Source organism: Pectobacterium peruviense (assembly GCF_003312355.2).
Classification (GTDB): domain Bacteria; phylum Pseudomonadota; class Gammaproteobacteria; order Enterobacterales; family Enterobacteriaceae; genus Pectobacterium; species Pectobacterium peruviense.
Genome location: NZ_CP161826.1, coordinates 1,457,734 through 1,475,268 on the forward strand (window position 1 = coordinate 1,457,734; position 17,535 = coordinate 1,475,268).

A 17,535-nucleotide genomic window follows, 5' to 3' on the forward strand; every position below is an offset into this window, starting at 1 on the left:
ACACACGGTGATGAGGTTTCGTCGAAACATCCATCACGGTGGCCGCCTAATATTGCGATGCTTAACTGACAAGCATGAGCTTTACTGTAGCGCGCGGCGGAGAATCCGACAGCCGTAGCCTGACAGGTCGATAGACCCTGAAAGCGTGCTGCCTGTGGTCATTTCCTCGTAGGCGGCAGGTAGCGTAATTTGCTGCGGCGTTGCCGTGTAGTTCTGAACGAAGATAAACTCACTTTCTCCGTCATCGCGACGGTGGGCGACAATGCCGTAAGGCAGATCGGTCGGCAGCGCACGCGGTAGATCCAGCGTCTTTATCAGCGTGGTGAAGAAATCACGTTGGAAGGCGAGATCGTTGCGCGACGCGATGTAATATGCTTGACCCTTGCCATAATCATTGACCGTAACGGCTGGACGTCCTGCATAGAAATCGCTGTCATAGGTCGCCAGTGCCCGCGCGCCTTCCAGATGAATCAGCTCGCACAGATGGGTGACCTGATACGGGCCAACCAGACGTTGCTCATTACCGTCCAGACCGCTGATGCTGTTGCTTTCATGATCGTACAGTCCGTCGATTTCTTCCGCCCAGATCCCCATGATAGGACGAAGTGGGCCAGGGAAACCGTTTTGGTGGCACAGATCGGTTTCGTTAACGACGCCCGACCAGTAGGTGGTGACGAAGCGGCCACCTTGTTTGACGAAGGCATCGACGCGTTCGGCAAAACCATCGCGCACCATGTAGAGCATCGGTGCAATCACGACCTGATAACTGCTGAGGTCGACATCGGCGTTGATGATGTCCACTGCCACGCCCTGTTCCCAGAACGTCCGATAATGATCGGTGACGGTTTTTTCATAGAACAGTCCTGCATTGCGCGGCCCTTGAGCATTATCCATCGCCCAGCGGCTTTCCCAGTCGAAAATGATAGCGACTTTCGCGTCGACTCGGCTGCCTGCAACAGGGGCGAGTTTATTGAGTATGTCACCCAACTCCTGTACTTCACGCCCAACGCGGGTGTTGATATGCCCGACATGATCGACGACGGCACCGTGGAATTTCTCGACGGAACCGCGGCTCTTACGCCACTGGAAATACTGCACAGAATCGGAACCGTGTGCGACCGCCTGAAGCGAAGACAGAATGTGCATGCCTGGCTTTTTCAGCTTGCTGATCGGCTGCCAGTTGGTCAGGCTCGGCGTTGATTCCATCAGGTAGAAGGGCTTGCCACCTTTCAGCGTGCGCATCAGATCGTGATACATCGCGGTATAGGCGCCCAGCGTGCAGTCATCTTCCGCGTTATGCCACAGCGGGTAGCTGTCCCAGGAGATAAAGTCGATCACCTTCGCCAACTGCCAGTAGTCGTAATCATAGAAGTATTCCATGAAGTTCGTCGTCGTTGGCAGAGATGGGTTTTCGGCTTTTAGTGGCGCAATTTCTGCGGCACAGAAATCACTAACCTGTGAGGTGTTAAAACGTTTCCAGTCTAGATTCAGGCCGTGAATAGAGACTTCACCAATCGGTGACGGTGGTTCCAACTGCGACCAGTCGGTATAAGTGTGGCTCCAGAAGGTGCTCCACCATGCTTTATTCAATGCATCTATCGTGCCGTAGCGTGCTTTCAGCCAGCTCTGGAAAGTGCTGCGGCAGGTATCACAGTGGCACTCGCCGCTGTATTCGTTGGAAATATGCCAGCCGATCACCGCAGGATGGTGCGAGTAGCGTTTTGCCAACTGGGTGTTCATTTGTTTTACTTTTTCGCGATAATTCGGCGAACTCAGGCAGTGGTTGTGGCGACCGCCGTGTAGCGCCTGTACGCGGTTGCTACCCACGCGCAGCACGTCCGGGTATTTTTGCGATAGCCAGGCTGGACGAGCACCGCTGGGTGTTGCCAGAAAAACGAAGATCCCATTGGCATACAGCGTGTTGAGGATGCTGTCCAGCCAGCCAAATTCGTAGCGACCTTCTTCCGGCTCAATCCCAGACCAACTGAAAATGCCCACGGACATGACGTTGCACTGGGTCTGCTTCATCATCTCAATGTCTTTTTCCAGCACCTCTGGGTTGTCTAGCCATTGGTCAGGATTATAGTCAGCACCGTGCAGCAGAACGGGCACTTTGCTGCTTAGTGGGGGGAATTTGAACATCGTTCTCTCCTAAACGGGTTGTCAACGTGTTGAATTCGGTTTGCGTATTCGAGATAGCGACAATGTGCTTTACACGGCGATGATGGGTAGATCGTAAAGACGCTGTGAATACATCCCTGTACGCTCGAGTTGCGCCATCCCTGGCGCAAACGCTTTACTCTTCTATCCCATTATCGCCGCTCTTGTTCAGTTAAACGGGTTGTCGACGTGTTGAATACGGTTTGCGGCTTACTTAAACACTTTGATGGAAGGCAGTACGTTGCCTTTGCAGTCGAACAGCGCCTGGTTTTCGCGTGCGTTGCCTTCCTTCCACTCATCGTTGTTATATTTCATGCCTGCTTTCGTAGCCCAGGTTGCGCCGGGGGTAGGCAGCCAGATTGGCTCCCAATAGAAGATGCCTTTGCCGCGCTGGTTGGGCACGTTGATGACGCTTTGCATCAGATCGTGCAGGTAATTGGCTTGACCCTGTACGGAAGCCGGGTAGCCGCCCGCATCCAGCTCTTTTTGCTGGAAGCTGTTTTCGGCGTTATCGCAGTTTTCGAGCGTATAAGCATAGGCGGCTTCAACCACGATGATGTCTTTATTGTAGCGCTTGGTGACGTCGTTCATGTTGTACTGCAACGTGCTGATAGGGCCATTCCAGTAGGTGTAAAACGAGGCTCCGATCACATCGAATGGGACATTGCGTTTGACTATTTCATCAAACCACCAGATGAAAGTGTCATTTTTGGTGCCTTCTGCCAGATGCAGCATGATTTTGACGTTATTCGCGCCTTGTACGTCCTTCACGCCCTGAATACCGGCTTTCAGTAACCCAGCGAGGCGATCGAACTCGCCGCCACCCTGACCCCAGCTTTTTCCTTCCGGCCACAGTATCCCGCCGTTCAGTTCGTTACCAATCTGCACCATATCCGGCATGACGCCTGCTTTCTGGAATTCGCTAATGGTGGCTTTGGTGTAGTCATGTACGGCAGTGGTGAGCTGTGCCACATTTAGGCCAGACCACGCTTTGGGTTTGTTTTGGTGGGCCGGATCGGTCCAGAAATCACTGTAGTGGAAATCCAGCAGCACTTTCATGCCGTTCGCTTTGGCACGTTTAGCCAGCGCCAGTGTGGTGGCTAAATCGTTATTACCGCCGCCATAGCCGTTGCCTGCTGCATCTTTCGGATCGTTCCAGATGCGCAAACGGATGTAGTTAATCCCGTTTTCTTTCAGAATCAGCATGGCGTCTTTCTGTTTGCCATGCTCGTCATAAAATTTTCCGCCGTGCTTTTCTACTTCATTCAGCATGGAGATATCCGCGCCTTTAATGAAGTCGGCAGGGACGTTCGTCAACTTATTGATCGTCACATTCTCTGCGGCATACAGGGTTTGCGGCAGGGAGACGGTCAACAGGCCAGTTGCCAACATGGCGGCCATCAGTACGCGTTTTTTCATTTTCATTTTACGTTCCTGGAATAGGTACAGATGTTGAGTAATTACCCTTTGGTTCCGCCTGACGTCAGGCCGGAGACAAAGTACTTTTGCAATGAAAGATAAAGAATGGCGACCGGCACCGCGATCAGCACGGCTCCGGCGGCGTAGGTGGTGTAGCTAGCGCCCATTTTCTGTGCGACCAGATTGTAAAGCCCGATGGGTAGCGTGTACTGATCCGGCGTACGCAGTATGGTGCTGGAGAGAATGAAATCACCTAGCGGGCCGGTAAACGAGAACAGGGCAATCACCGCGATGATTGGTTTAGACAGCGGCATAATGATCTCGATAAAGATGCGGAAGTTGCCTGCACCGTCCATACGTGCAGACTCATCCAGATCTTTCGGAATGGCATCCAGATAGCCTTTCATCAGATAGGTGTTCATCGGGATCATGCCGCCGACGTAAACCAGCACCAGCGCAATATGGCTGTTCACCAGCCCCAGCATTTGCGCCAGTACGAAGATGGCGATTAGCGCGGAGAATTGCGGGATCATCTGCAACAGTAGAAACAGCATCAGCCCGTTCTGGCGACCGCGAAAGCGGAAGCGAGAGAATGAATACGCGGTGAAACTGACGCTGACTAGCGTCAAAATCATGGTCAGGAAACTGATTTTCATCGAATTCCAGTACCAGGCAGCATAGTCAATCTGGCCGTTAAACAGCTCCTCATAGTGAATAAAGGAGAAGTTATCCGGAATGATCGACGTGTTGAGCAGGCTGCTGCCCGGATTAAGCGACGCGCCTACCGTCCAGATCAGCGGGTAAATAATGATGACGGCCACAATCGTCAGCAGCAGGTAGGTCAGGCCGAGTTTGATAAAATTCTGGCGTTTTACGCTGTGTTTTTTCATCTGCGCGCTTTCCTATGCCATGTTGTCTTGTTTGAAGGAATTGGTGGCGCGGAACTGCCACAGCGCGATTCCCACGACAAAGATCGACAGCAGAATCGTGATGCTGGCTGCGATCGCATATTGGGACGAAGACATCGTCAGCTTATAAATCCAGGACACCAGAATATCCGTTCCGCCCGCGTTGGAGCCGATCACCGCCGGGCCACCGTTGTTGAACAGATAAATGATGTTGAAATTATTAAAGTTGAACGTGTACTGCGTGATGATGATGGGGGCAATGGAGTAGAGCACCAGCGGCAGCGTGATGGTGGTCAGCTTGTACCAACTGCTGGCACCGTCAATGGTCGCTGCTTCGTACAAATCGTCAGGAATAGCCTGCAATACGCCGGTGGTCATGGCGAACACAAACGGGAAACCTAACCAGGTTTGCATTAGGATCAGCGCGGTTTTTGTCCAGAACGGATCGGTCATCCACGCTTTGGGTTCAATCCCCAGAGCGGCCAGAATACCGTTATTAATCACGCCAAACGTTTCGTTAAACATGCCTGCGAATACCAGAATAGTAACGAAGCCCGGCACTGCCCACGGCAGGATCAGGATGGTACGGATCAGCGGTTTGAAACGCAGTCCTTTCTGGTTCACCAAAATCGCCAGTAGGATACCCACGGCGCACTGGAGTGTGGTCGCAATCAGCGTCCAAATTACCGTCCATTGCAGCACGTCAAAGAACGTGGAACGCCAGAGATCGAGTCGGAATATGTTGATGAAATTTGTCATCCCCACCCAGTCGACCAGCTTGGCAGGCGGTGTGTGGTAGAGGTTGTAGTTGGTAAAGGCAATCGAGAAGCCGAAAATAATCGGGAAAACCACGACAAACACCAGCAGGATAAAGCCGGGCGTGATCATCAGATAAGGGAAACCTTCGCTCAACAGCATTTGATATTGCTTCTTCACGCTGTTCAACGGCAGGCCTTTATCACGTCTGGTGCCGCAGACGTAGGCATCGCGCAGGCTGTAATAGTAGACGCCGACACCAAAGGCGGCGACGATCACACTGATAATGCCTTTTGCCAGCAGAAAAATAGAGTGATCGCGCGGCAGTTCGGTGCCTAGCGTGATAAGCCCCCAGGCACCGTTCCGCAGGAAATCATGGAATATGCCGATGAAGCAGATCATGACGATAAAGAAAAGCGCACCTTTGACGAACTGGCGATTATAAATCTGTCCGAGTCCGGGGACGAGCGCCAGCAATACAGCCGTTCTGGCGTGGCGATGTCCTCTTTCTTGTGGCACAAGGCCGCTGGCGTTGATGGTCACATCTACCTCCATTTTCTTAAAAACATGGTATCCCCACATCCCGAAACCGAGTGGGGATAAACAAGGGGATCCCATGTTGACCCACGGTGGTGCAGTGGTTTACTGGTTACTGTGGTTAGCTTCGATCTGCATTTTTATTACCTTCACGGCAGATTCCAACGCCGCTTTAGTGTCCTGCTTGCCCGTCACGCTCAGTTGCAGCGCGCTGTTGGCTGGCGTCCAGACTTCCTGCATTTCCGGTACGCTCGGCATCGGGACGGCATAACCAGATTGGATCGCGACAGCACGGGATTTTTCGTCATTCTTAATCAGCGGATCGTCAACCAGTGCGGCGATCGGCGGGATTTCACCGGTCAACTGGAAGCGAACTTTGGCGTATTCCGGCTGATTGATGAACTCAATGAATTTCTGTGCCAACTCTTTGTTTTTTGAGTAGGTAGAGATGCTGTAGCCTTTCACGCCCAGCAGTGAACGCGGGTGTTCGCCGTTTGGCAGCAGCGGCAGAGGGGCCACGCCATAGTTTACGCCTGCGTTTTTATACGGTTGGAATGCCCACGGGCCGGTAATCACGGCAGCGGCTTTTTTCTCGGTAAACAGGGAGTCGATGGCGTTAGCGCCGGTTTCACCAACGATGCCGGGCGGGAACAGGCCATCTGCGTAGAATTTCTTGATGTAGTTGACGGCGTCGATGGTGGCTTGTTTATCCAGGCCGATATCTTTTACATTCGGTGAACCGTTGCTGTTCTGGCCGAAAATGTAGCCGCCCATTCCGGCGATGACGCCATAGGCGTAATAAATCTCGTCAAATTTCGCCAGCAGACCATAGCGACCTTCGGCACGCTGCTGTTTGGAGAAGGCGAACAGGTCGTCGAATTTTTCCGGCGGCTGTGGCATCAGGTCTTTGTTGTACACCAGTACGGTGGTTTCAACCGCTTTCGGCACGCCGTACAGCTTACCGTTATAGGTTTGCGCTTCCAGTGCGGGTTTGGTGAAACTCGACAGGAATGTCTGATCCAGCTTCAGTTCGCTAATCAATCCCTGAACCACGGCGGTGCCAACCTGATCGTGTGGCATCACTATCACATCTGGACCGATACCCGCTGGGCCATCCAGACGGAGTTTCTCAATCTGCTGAGCGTAAGGCGTTTCCAGCACTTTGATTTTGACATTATTCTGTTTTTCAAAGGCTTTGATCGCATCGGCGATGCCGTCGGATTTCTTGATATCTTCCCATACCAGAAGTTCTTTGTCGGCTGCCAGCGCTGATTTGCTGAGCACGCCGGTGATACCCAGTGAAATCATAATGACGGTGGTCAGTGTTTTCATTTTCATCATTAGTCCTCAAAGCCCTGGTGGGCCAATCATGGTAGGAAATCGTTGCGCACTTCCCGTTCTCGCCATTTTTGTCGTCCTTGTGCGATGTTGGTGTAACGTTACATCGCACGGCAGTACACAGCAGGAAATGAGACATCTAACAGTACGCATTGTGTGGTGATCGTCGCTGTGTGGCGCGTGATGCTTTATTGCGCGTTTCTCACAAGTTAGGGTAACGGTTACACCAATGGCGATTACATTAAGCAGAGTGCGCCACGTCTGCCAGTGAAACATGTAAAGGCTGTGATCTTATGCACAAAAGTAACCCCCTGTTTGTGCAAACGGTTACACCATGCTGTTATATTGCGATTATGACCAGCGTGCAGGTAAGCCTGGCCGGATGCTGATACGTCTGGAAGGGCTGCCGAGCCATTTTGAGTAGACGACCACTGGGCCGTTGTGACTCAGCGCTTATATCCCGAAAAGCAAAATTATCAAGAGGTTACCGTTATGGCGTCGATCCAGTTGGATAAAGTGAGTAAGCATTTTGGCAAAACGATTACGCTTCACGATGTGAATCTGACGATTGCAGATGGAGAGTTCGCCGTTTTTGTTGGGCCGTCTGGCTGTGGTAAGTCGACGTTGCTGAGAATGATTGCCGGACTGGAGGATGTTACGGGCGGTGAAATCATGATTGATGATGCAGTAGTGAATGATGTCGCCCCCGCGCATCGTGGCGTAGCCATGGTGTTTCAATCCTATGCGCTATACCCACACATGACTGTCGCCGAGAATATGGGCTACGGCCTGCGCGTTAATGGCGTTCCGAAAGACCAGATTAAGCACCAGATCGAAATGGTGGCGAAGACGCTGCAATTGTCTCATTTGCTGGAGCGCAAGCCGAAAGAGCTGTCCGGCGGCCAGCGCCAGCGCGTGGCGATAGGGCGCGCGATTGTGCGTAACCCGAAGGTATTCCTGTTTGATGAACCGCTGTCGAACCTTGATGCAGAGCTGCGCGTGGATATGCGATTGCACATTGCCAAGCTGCATCAGGAATTGAAAACGACGATGGTTTACGTAACGCACGATCAGGTCGAAGCCATGACGCTGGCCGACAAAATTGTGGTGATGAATTACGGTAAAGTCGAGCAGGTTGGGTCGCCAATGGAGCTTTATTATCATCCAGTTAACCAGTTTGTCGCGGGGTTCATTGGCTCGCCAAAAATGAACTTCCTGCCTGCACAGGTTATTGATTGGACGCCGGATAGCCTGACGGTCAATGTCGCCGATCAGCTACAGCTTGAACTGCCGGTTCGTACCAGTGAACTGAGTATTGGCAGTACGATAACGCTGGGGCTACGGCCGGAACACGTTTCACCGGAAGGTGAGGGGATTCGCCTGTCATTCGGTTGTGAAGTCGTCGAGCGTTTAGGCAACAGCACCTACCTATTCGGCCAATGCTGTGGCATTGATAACTTCAAACTTCTGCTGGCTGGCGACAGCGCTTTCAAGCCCTATGAGCACATTGAGGTGTTCTTCTCCCCCACTAACTGTCTGGTGTTCAACGGCGATGGCTTGAGAATTAGTGCGTAATTAGGCGACTGAATCGCTGAATCTAAATAGCAAAAATCCCCTACCAAACATAAACAGCGCCCTTAGCGGGCGCTGGCTTTGCTGCCGCTGTCTACGGCCTATTGTCGAAACTGTTCTTCTTTATGCTGATGCGGTGTAAGCGTTTCGTGCGTGTTAGGCATCTTATTTCTCTGCGACATCGTCACACGCCCGACAAGGCGCGCTTGTATCTTTCTCATGTAGTGATTAGCTATCACTACATGAAACAGAGTGAGCTTCCAAGGGGCGCCAAGGCTATAACCTTGCGATTGAGTTTAAGCCCTCTGTTTCACCTTTCACGCCAGCATTAACATTGAACGGTTACCTAGAGCACTGACTCTGGATGTACAAGCGGAACGGGCGTGACGGCTTCAGTGAAAGGGGGGACATTATGTATTACGTCGGCATTGATATCAGTAAACGTTTTATCGATGTGTGCTTATTGGTTGATGGCATTAAAGGTAAACGGAAGACGAAAGTGTTACCCAATGGCCCCAACTCAGCACAGGCTTTGGCTCAATGGTTAACCCTGCAAAAATGTGAACCGAGCCAAGCTCATATCATCATGGAAGCGACGGGCATTTATCACGAACACCTCGCTTATGGCCTTCATCTGGCTAACATTCTTGTGTCAGTGGCAAATCCCCATCGAGTGCGTGAATTTGCCAAAGGAATGGGGATATTGACGAAAACGGATAAAGTGGATGCCTATGTTCTGGCGTGCTATGGCTACCTGAAACAACCAGAAAATTGGGTTCCGCCTTCGCAAGAAATAAGAAAACTCAGGGCATTATTGCAGCACAGGGATAGCGTGCTTGATGATAAACAACGCGTAGAAAATCGGCTGAGCACGTTGAAATCCACAGTGGCCCCGGAAGAAGTCCTGACCTCGCTGGAGTCGATTGAACGAAATTTAAAGGATGAGCTGGCAAGGATTGAACGCCTGATAGCGGAGCATATAGATAAGCATCCCAGGCTAAAAAACGACCTGAAACTTCTGCAATCGATTGATGGAGTTGGAGAGCAAATCGGGTGGAATATGTTAGCCATCATCCGGGGTAATCACTTCAGGAGTGCGGAACAGGTGGCGGCGTATCTGGGGGTTATCCCTGTAGAGAGACGTTCAGGCACCTCGGTGTGTGGCAGAGCCAGATTGTCTAAAATAGGGCCGCCGGGCATCCGGGCAAAGCTGTATATGGGAGCCATAGCGGCTATCAGTTGGAACAGTCATGTGAGAGCGCTCTATGAAAGATTGCGGCTAAAAGGAAAAGCGAAGATGGTGGCGATAGGGGCGGCGATGAGGAAACTGGTGCATCTGTGTTATGGCGTGCTGCATACGCAGCAGCCCTATGACAAAAATTATGGGATGACGACTCATAAAAATGCTTGACCGGCAACACGGTTACTCAATCGCCGCAGCGCCTTGACCACTGGCTTTTCGGCGTGATTCGCGCCGCTGCGCGGTGCCTTCGGTGTTCATGCTCGCTATTCGGACCGTCTGCGACGCGCTCCCGACGCGGCGCAGACTTTCGCGGCGTCCATGCCGCTCATCCGGCGATCATGTACACCTCAGCGCGATTTTTTACGCCGATGTAAGAAAAACAATGAGTGCGTAGATATCAGAAACGGAAAAAGGCCTTCCGCAGAAAGCCTTTTGGGAAATACCCGACGGGAATGATGAGCCCGTCGAGTTGAGGGTTAGGACTGTATTACCACCAGGCTTCCGCTTGAATACCGAAGTTCACTGCGTTGCTGCGATCGTCGTTGAAGCGGTTTTTATTTTCATTCCCACCGTCGAGGTAAGAAACGAAGAAGCGCAATTCCGGACGAGTCAGCATAGGAATATCGGCGCTGAAAGCGTGTGCCAGCGTGTATTTCTGGCCGCTGTATTTGGTTTCTGTTCCGGCTTTCCAGCTGTCTTTTTTCTGGTATGCGCCCGCTTCCAGATAGGTTTTTTGGTTCTTGGTCCAGGCATATTGGCCGCGACCTACCGCAGACAATAATTCGGTGCTGTCGCGCCAGCGGCTGATTTCATCCGCTTTACCGTAGGTCAGGACATGGCTAAGGGAAATACTATCGGTGATCGGCAGGTCACCTGCCTGAATGACACGATAGCCTTTGGCGCTGTCGTTTATGCTCCAGACGTCATACCAGCCGCCGCCCTGATCGACCATATTGTGTGCCAGCCCTTTGTCGGCATATTGCAGCACCAGTTTCTGGTTGGATTTGAGGCCGGAGAAATAGTGGCTGAGCTCGCCGGTGATCATCATAGAGTTCTTAGGATCGAATTTTTGCCCTTCCGCGAGGAAGATATTTTTCTGCGTATCCGCTTCATTTGGCATCGCGTAGGAAATACCGAACTCCGTCCACGCACCATCCCACGGCTTCCAGCCCGCATAGCGTGCGTCCAGATAGTTGATATTCAGATCGTCGTAGGTGTCTGTTCTGCTTTGACATTCCTGACTGTTCAGGCTGTTGCCACAGTCGATGTTCATGTTTTCGGCATCGGCACGGATCCAGGCAAAAGAGAACGCCCCTTCGCCGGCTTTAATGTTTTCGATCCCGGCACCCGCACCGGAAATATTCCAGTATTTGGTATCGATGATGTGTAAATCATGGCGCTGATAGTACCGCTTACCCGCCCACACCGTGGCATCCGGCAGGCCGGGTACAAAGCCTTTCGCCTGAAGATTTAACTGGCGTAACCCAAACTCGGCATCGTCATCTTTTGTGGTTTCATTATCGTTCGAGCCGTTAGAGAACATGGAAATCATGCTATCGAAGTAAAACGTTTTCCCATTTTCGTTATACAGTTGCTGTCCTAACTGGATTTCGCCGTAGGTGTCATCCTCGTTACCTAATCTTCCCACATAGTTCTTATCGGCTGTCTGTTGTTTTCCGTGGTTTGAAACACCCACGCCAGAACGGAAGTATCCTGAAAAATCGACAGAATAAGAAGGGGTTGCCAGCATTGCCAAGCTCAGGGCAATGGATGTCGTCAGCAGTTTTCTTTTCATAATATACCTTTCGCTTATTCGGGTAAGAATGTGGATGTTCCAAATAACATGACGTGAACGGAGGTAAAACGTTTCCACTCATGGCGAAGGATTATGGGGGAATAAAATGGTGCGTGACATGATTGTTCTCACAAAACACAAAAGAGTTACACCAAAATTTACACTGATTTAACGGTGCCACAGGCCGTTCTTGGGTTATTTATTAGCATTAACCTGATGTTATTCGCTATGTAATGGTGTGTAACTGGTTACACGTTTTGCTTGTGTGCCTCAAATGCAGCATAAAATTTTTTTATACCAGAATCGGGAACGTTGCATAAAAGGTGTAATGCGATGTTGAGTCGGAAACATTTCTGGAATAGAGGGAAAGCGTGCTTGCTGAAGGAAGAGAAAAACAAGATGTATGAATTCAGGTGCGCAATAGCGTCGCTGCCTGTTCTGACGCGGAATACCGCATCAGGCAGACAGCTTTGATGAAATACCGTTATTTCTTGCGGGTAGGAGGGCTTACCGAATGGCGGCGTACCAGCGTCGGGCTAAACATATTCGTGGTTTCGCTGAGCTGTTTACCGTGGGACAACGCGATAGCTAATTCCGCTGCCTGAATGGCCATGGCGGAAACCGGATAGTGCACGGTGGTCAGGCGAGGGCGGAGGTAGCGGGCGATCAGTACGTCATCAAACCCTATCACCGACATATCCTGCGGGACGTTGATGCTGTTATCACTCAGGACGGAAAGCGCACCCGCCGCCATCGAATCGTTGTAGCACACCACCGCCGTCATATTGCCGCCCCGACTCAGGAGCTCCATCATGGCAGCTTCGCCGCCTAGTTCGTCTGGTGACGCGCGTGCAATGAGGCGTTCATCTCGTGCGATGCCGTGCTCTTGCAGTGCATCCATATAGCCTTGCAGGCGGTCGGCGGAGTCGGAAATTTGGTGATTAGAACAGAGAAAACCGATCTTCTGATGGCCTTCCTGAATTAAATGACGTGTTGCCAGCCAGGAGCCATAGCGGTCATCAAGTGCTACGCAGCGGTTTTCATAACCGGGCAAGGTGCGGTTGATGAGCACCATATCCGGAATATGACTCATCAGCGCGGCCAATTCCTCATCGGAAAGCATTTTGGCGTGCACGATCAGCCCCGCACAGCGGTGGCGAATCAACTGCTCAATGGCTTTCTTTTCCTGTTCGGCATTGTGGTAGCCGTTACCGATCAGCAGAAAGTTGCCGGTTGCCTGTGCAATTTGTTCGACAGATTTGACCATCGTCCCGAAAAAGGGATCGGATACATCTGCAACGACCAGCCCCATTGTCTCTGCACTTTGGTGTGCGAGCGCTCTGGCATTGGCGTTCGGATGATACTGTAGCTCCGCCATGGCCTTGTTTACGGCTTCTCTTGAGGCGGTACTGGCTTTGGGCGAGTTATTGATTACGCGCGAAACCGTAGCGACTGATACACCTGATAGACGAGCAACATCCTTTATTGTGGCCATTGGCATTCCTGAGCGGTCAAATGCGTGGTGAGGCGGACCGCAGCCTAACGCGCAAGTTAAAAGAAAAAATCGATTACTTATATTTATAAATGTACAGGTTTTTTGCGGATGTTACCTATCCGACCACCTTTCCTTTTTGATCCAGACCGTACTTATGTGATCGCTATCAACAATCATCGTCCATTTCTCTCTTCCAAAATACCATTTTGAGGTTTAAATTTAGGGTAACCGATTACACTTGAGTGATAGCTAAAAGATAGCGGCCTATCTGTATTCAGCATGATTACAGCTATTTTATCCATGATATATAGTGAAACTGATTACATTTATGGGCTTTTCTGGCTAGGTTTACAGGTGTGTTCATCGTCTCTTCTATCCTGCCGCGGGTTGCTAGCGCCATACAATTGGCTGCGGATGGCTACCACCGCTGTACCGAATTCGTGTTTTGTATTGAGGAATAGCTTATGCAGTTTGAGCCAACTGAACATCCGCATCGCCGTTTTAATCCGCTGAAAGGCGAATGGATTCTGGTTTCTCCGCACCGGGCAAAGCGCCCTTGGCAAGGTCAGCAGGATGAACCCGATCGCGCCACGCCGCCGCCTTACGATCCGACCTGTTATCTCTGCGCGGGCAATAAACGTATTACTGGCGACATCAACCCGCACTATCAGGGTACTTTTGTTTTTACCAATGATTTTTCGGCACTGATGGAAGACACGCCGGATGCACCGTTGGGTGATGATGAACTGTTCCGCGTGCAGCAAGCCCGTGGTGTCAGTCGTGTGATCTGTTTTTCTCCCGATCACAGTAAAAGCCTGCCACAGCTTTCGCTGCCGGCACTGAAAACAGTGATCGATACGTGGAGCGATCAAACCGAGGAGCTAGGCAAGCGCTACCCGTGGGTTCAAGTATTTGAGAATAAAGGGACAATGATGGGGTGTTCTAACCCCCATCCACATGGGCAAGTTTGGGCCAATGATTTTCTGCCGAACGAGGTACAGCGTGAGGATGAACAGCAGCGGGACTATTTTTCCCGCCATGGTTCATCGTTACTGCTTGACTATGTGCAGCGGGAGCAGGCTGACGGTTCGCGCATCGTCGTGGAAACCGAGCACTGGCTAGCGGTGGTTCCTTACTGGGCCTCGTGGCCGTTTGAAACGCTGGTACTGCCAAAATTCGTGGTGCAGCGATTACCACAGCTGAATGACGTTCAGCGTGACGATCTGGCTCTGATTCTGAAAAAGCTGACCAGCCGTTACGACAACCTATTCCAGTGTTCATTCCCTTATTCGATGGGATGGCATGGTGCACCGTTTAAGGACGGGGACATCGCGCACTGGCAGCTGCATGCCCATTTTTATCCCCCGCTATTACGTTCCGCCAGCGTGCGCAAATTTATGGTTGGCTATGAAATGCTGGCCGAAGCACAGCGCGATCTGACGGCTGAGCAGGCTGCTGAACGCTTACGCAGCGTGAGTGATATCCATTTCCGTGAGCAAATTTGAGGTCATTTTATGAGCCGTATTGATTCTCTACGTCAGTTAACCGAGTCTGTTTTTGTCCAATTATTTGGCTATACGCCGCACGCTGCGATTCAGGCACCCGGCAGGGTCAACTTGATTGGTGAGCACACTGATTATAACGATGGTTTTGTCTTGCCGTGTGCTATCGATTACCAGACAGTCGTCAGTGCGGCGGTGCGTCAGGATGGTATCGTGCGGGTGGTCGCAGTGGACTATGACAACCAGCAGGATGAATTTGATCTTGCCAAAGAGATCGTGCCTCATTCTGAATACGTCTGGGCGAACTATATTCGTGGAACCGTGAAGTTTTTGCTGGCGCGCGGTCTGCCGCTTAGCGGCATGGATATGGTTGTCTCCGGTAACGTGCCTTCCGGTGCCGGGCTGAGTTCATCGGCTTCGCTGGAAGTGGCGATCGGGCAGACGTTCAAAGAACTGAATAACTTGGACATTAGCCAGTTGGATGTAGCGTTAAACGGCCAGCAGGCGGAAAACCATTTTGTCGGCTGTAGCTGCGGCATTATGGATCAGTTTATTTCCGCTCAGGGGCGCGCAGGTCAGGCGATGTTGATCGACTGTCGCTCTCTGGAGGGGCGCGCTGTGCGTATGCTTGATGGTGTCGATGTCCTCATCGTGAATTCCAATGTGCGCCGCGGGCTGGTGGATAGCGAATACAACACGCGTCGCCAGCAGTGTGAAGCGGCGGCGCGTCATTTTAACGTCAAGGCGCTGCGTGATGTCTCACTGTCGCAGTTTGAGGCGGGAATCGAAGGACTGGACTCGGTGGCGGTTCGCCGTGCGCGACATGTTATTACCGAGAATCGCCGCACGCTGGAAGCGGCCGATGCGCTGGCGCGTCAGGATGCTCACCGCTTATTTACGCTGATGGCGGAATCGCATGTCTCCATGCGTGATGATTTTGAAATTACCGTGCCGCCGATCGATACGTTGGTGGATCTGATTCAGGATTATGTTGGAGAACGGGGCGGCGTGCGCATGACTGGCGGTGGTTTCGGTGGCTGTATTGTTGCCCTGATTCCTTCGGCGTTAACCGATGAGGTCAAACAAGTGATCGAGCGTGAATATCCGGCGCGTACTGGGCTTCAGCCGTCAATCTACCTGTGCCATGCATCAGACGGTGCTGGTCGCTTGAATTAAGTCTCGTCCGATAATAGCAAGTAAAAAGGGCTTTATGCGTAAAGCCCTTTTTACATTGCATTGGTTTAAGGCAGCAGGAACACTGTTGCCAGCCCAAGGAAGATAAAGAAGCCGCCGGTATCGGTGATTGCCGTAATCATCACGCTGGAACCGATGGCTGGATCGCGTCCGAGCTTCATCATGACCAGCGGAATGGCAACCCCCATCAGCGCAGCGAGCAGTAAATTCAGCAAAATCGCCAGCATCATCACGCCACCCATAGCGGGGTTGCCATAGAGCAGGAAGGTCACCACGCCCATAATCGTGCCCCATATCACCCCGTTTACCAGCGCAACGCCTAATTCTTTGAGCAGCAAATACGATTTTTTACCGTGTTCGAGCTGATGTAGTGCCAGTGCACGTACAATCATGGTGATCGTTTGGTTGCCAGTATTCCCGCCGATACCCGCGACAATTGGCATGAGCGTCGCCAGTGCGACCAAATGGGATAGCGTGTGCTCAAACAGGCCGATGACCCGCGAGGCGATGAGCGCGGTACAAAGGTTGACGGCCAGCCACGCCCAGCGATTGCGGAATGATTTATATACGGGCGCGTAGACATCTTCAGAGGGCGTTAACCCCCCGGAACGCCGTAGATTACTGTCGCTTTCCCGATTCACAACGTCGACGATATCCTCAATCGTCAGGCGTCCCATGAGCTTTCCTTTGCTGTCCACCACGGCGCTGGAGATCAAATCGTAACGTTCAAAAGCCCCCGCAGCCTCTTCGACTTTATCTTCAGGCTGAAATCTCAGCGGCTGAGCATCCATAACGTCAGTCACTAAAGCCTGAGGCGAGTGGAGCAGAATACTGGCAAGCGACAGCTCACCGATCAGTGTGTTTTTGCGATCGGTGACGAACAGTTTGTCAGTGGAGTTGGGGATCTTTTTGCGGTAGCGCAGATAGCGCTGTACTGTCGCGAGCGTGACGTCAGCGCGCACGGTGATGAGTTTGAAATCCATCATGTGGCCGAGGCAGTCTTCATCATAATTGATGGCGGCACGTAGCTGCGCACGTTGCTTTGGCTCAAGCGAGGTGAGTATTCGGCCTAGCAGATGGCGGGGGACGAGGCGAGAAAGCTGAGCCTGCTCATCCACATCCAGTACCCGAACTGCCCTCAAAATCTCCTTATCCTGCATATCGCTGATGAGATCGTCGGAAATGCTGTCGGAGGCTTCAATCAGCACACGACCACGCTTCGCTATGGGAATCAGTCGCCAGAGCGCCAGACGCTCATCCTGTGGTAAAGACTCCAGCAAATCGGCCAGGTCGGCAGCATGTAAATCAATGATAAGTTGACTTATTTCTGCAGTTTGGTCGAGTAGAATACTTTTGTCACGTAGCGTCGTTTTTTTGCTAAACGTCGTCTCGTCGTTTAGCTTCGCTTCGTCGCGTTCTGTTATATACGGCTGTCGGTTGATAATGTCTTCAACCAGTTCTTTGTTTTCCAACAGCAGAAGGGAGATACGGCGCCGGAGGTCGGTAAGTTTTTTTACACTCGACATAACGTTTTGTGCTCGATCTGTTTTTTATCCGTGTTTGATTAAACGTAGCGCAAAATCAGTAGATTAAGAATAGGATTACCGGCGAATTGC

General features: G+C 51.6%; 12 protein-coding genes. 4 read left to right on the top strand and 8 right to left on the bottom strand.

The window, feature by feature from the left end; translation table 11 throughout:
• Positions 1-81: 81 nt before the first annotated feature.
• The 5 genes from DUT67_RS06625 to DUT67_RS06645 form a co-directional block, all read right to left on the bottom strand.
• Entirely contained in the window at positions 82-2,142 is a 2,061-nt protein-coding gene (locus tag DUT67_RS06625) for a beta-galactosidase (RefSeq protein ID WP_113632919.1), read from the bottom strand.
• A gap of 228 nt (positions 2,143-2,370) precedes the next feature.
• Positions 2,371-3,585 carry an arabinogalactan endo-beta-1,4-galactanase gene (locus DUT67_RS06630; RefSeq protein WP_113632918.1) on the bottom strand — a complete coding sequence of 405 codons (1,215 nt, stop codon included), beginning with the start codon at positions 3,583-3,585 and terminating at the stop codon, positions 2,371-2,373.
• Between the two features lie 35 nt (positions 3,586-3,620).
• Positions 3,621-4,469: a sugar ABC transporter permease gene (locus tag DUT67_RS06635; RefSeq protein ID WP_011094699.1), complete on the bottom strand. Its 849-nt coding sequence runs from the start codon at positions 4,467-4,469 to the stop codon at positions 3,621-3,623.
• Positions 4,470-4,481: 12 nt separating this feature from the next.
• Positions 4,482-5,786 (bottom strand): carbohydrate ABC transporter permease, encoded by a 1,305-nt coding sequence (locus tag DUT67_RS06640; RefSeq protein ID WP_039310038.1) that lies wholly within the window; start codon positions 5,784-5,786, stop codon positions 4,482-4,484.
• 99 nt (positions 5,787-5,885) lie between these two features.
• A complete protein-coding gene (locus DUT67_RS06645; RefSeq protein ID WP_039310035.1) occupies positions 5,886-7,118 on the bottom strand; it encodes an extracellular solute-binding protein in 1,233 nt (410 codons plus the stop codon).
• A gap of 492 nt (positions 7,119-7,610) precedes the next feature.
• Here DUT67_RS06645 and DUT67_RS06650 point away from each other — a divergent pair, with 492 nt between their 5' ends.
• Together DUT67_RS06650 and DUT67_RS06655 are read left to right on the top strand one after the other, a co-directional pair.
• Entirely contained in the window at positions 7,611-8,693 is a 1,083-nt protein-coding gene (locus DUT67_RS06650; protein WP_113632917.1) for an ABC transporter ATP-binding protein, read from the top strand.
• Between the two features lie 409 nt (positions 8,694-9,102).
• A complete protein-coding gene (locus tag DUT67_RS06655) occupies positions 9,103-10,101 on the top strand; it encodes an IS110 family transposase (RefSeq protein ID WP_113628142.1) in 999 nt (332 codons plus the stop codon).
• A gap of 319 nt (positions 10,102-10,420) precedes the next feature.
• Here the strand turns inward: DUT67_RS06655 and DUT67_RS06660 are convergent, their stop codons facing one another.
• Together DUT67_RS06660 and galR are read right to left on the bottom strand one after the other, a co-directional pair.
• The gene (locus tag DUT67_RS06660; RefSeq protein ID WP_113632267.1) at positions 10,421-11,728 is read right to left on the bottom strand and encodes a maltoporin; all 1,308 of its coding nucleotides are present in this window, start codon (positions 11,726-11,728) and stop codon (positions 10,421-10,423) included.
• A 484-nt stretch (positions 11,729-12,212) separates the two neighbouring features.
• Positions 12,213-13,223 (bottom strand): HTH-type transcriptional regulator GalR, encoded by a 1,011-nt coding sequence (gene galR, locus DUT67_RS06665; RefSeq protein WP_048261367.1) that lies wholly within the window; start codon positions 13,221-13,223, stop codon positions 12,213-12,215.
• Between the two features lie 464 nt (positions 13,224-13,687).
• On the opposite strand from galR, the gene galT reads away from it, so the two are divergent.
• Both galT and galK read left to right on the top strand, forming a co-directional pair.
• On the top strand, positions 13,688-14,728 hold the full coding sequence (galT, locus tag DUT67_RS06670) for a galactose-1-phosphate uridylyltransferase (protein WP_048261365.1): 1,041 nt from the start codon (positions 13,688-13,690) through the stop codon (positions 14,726-14,728).
• A gap of 9 nt (positions 14,729-14,737) precedes the next feature.
• Positions 14,738-15,901 carry a galactokinase gene (gene galK, locus DUT67_RS06675; RefSeq protein ID WP_113632266.1) on the top strand — a complete coding sequence of 388 codons (1,164 nt, stop codon included), beginning with the start codon at positions 14,738-14,740 and terminating at the stop codon, positions 15,899-15,901.
• Positions 15,902-15,966: 65 nt separating this feature from the next.
• On the opposite strand, the gene mgtE is transcribed toward galK, so the two are convergent.
• Entirely contained in the window at positions 15,967-17,445 is a 1,479-nt protein-coding gene (gene mgtE, locus DUT67_RS06680; protein WP_048261362.1) for a magnesium transporter, read from the bottom strand.
• Positions 17,446-17,535: the final 90 nt, after the last annotated feature.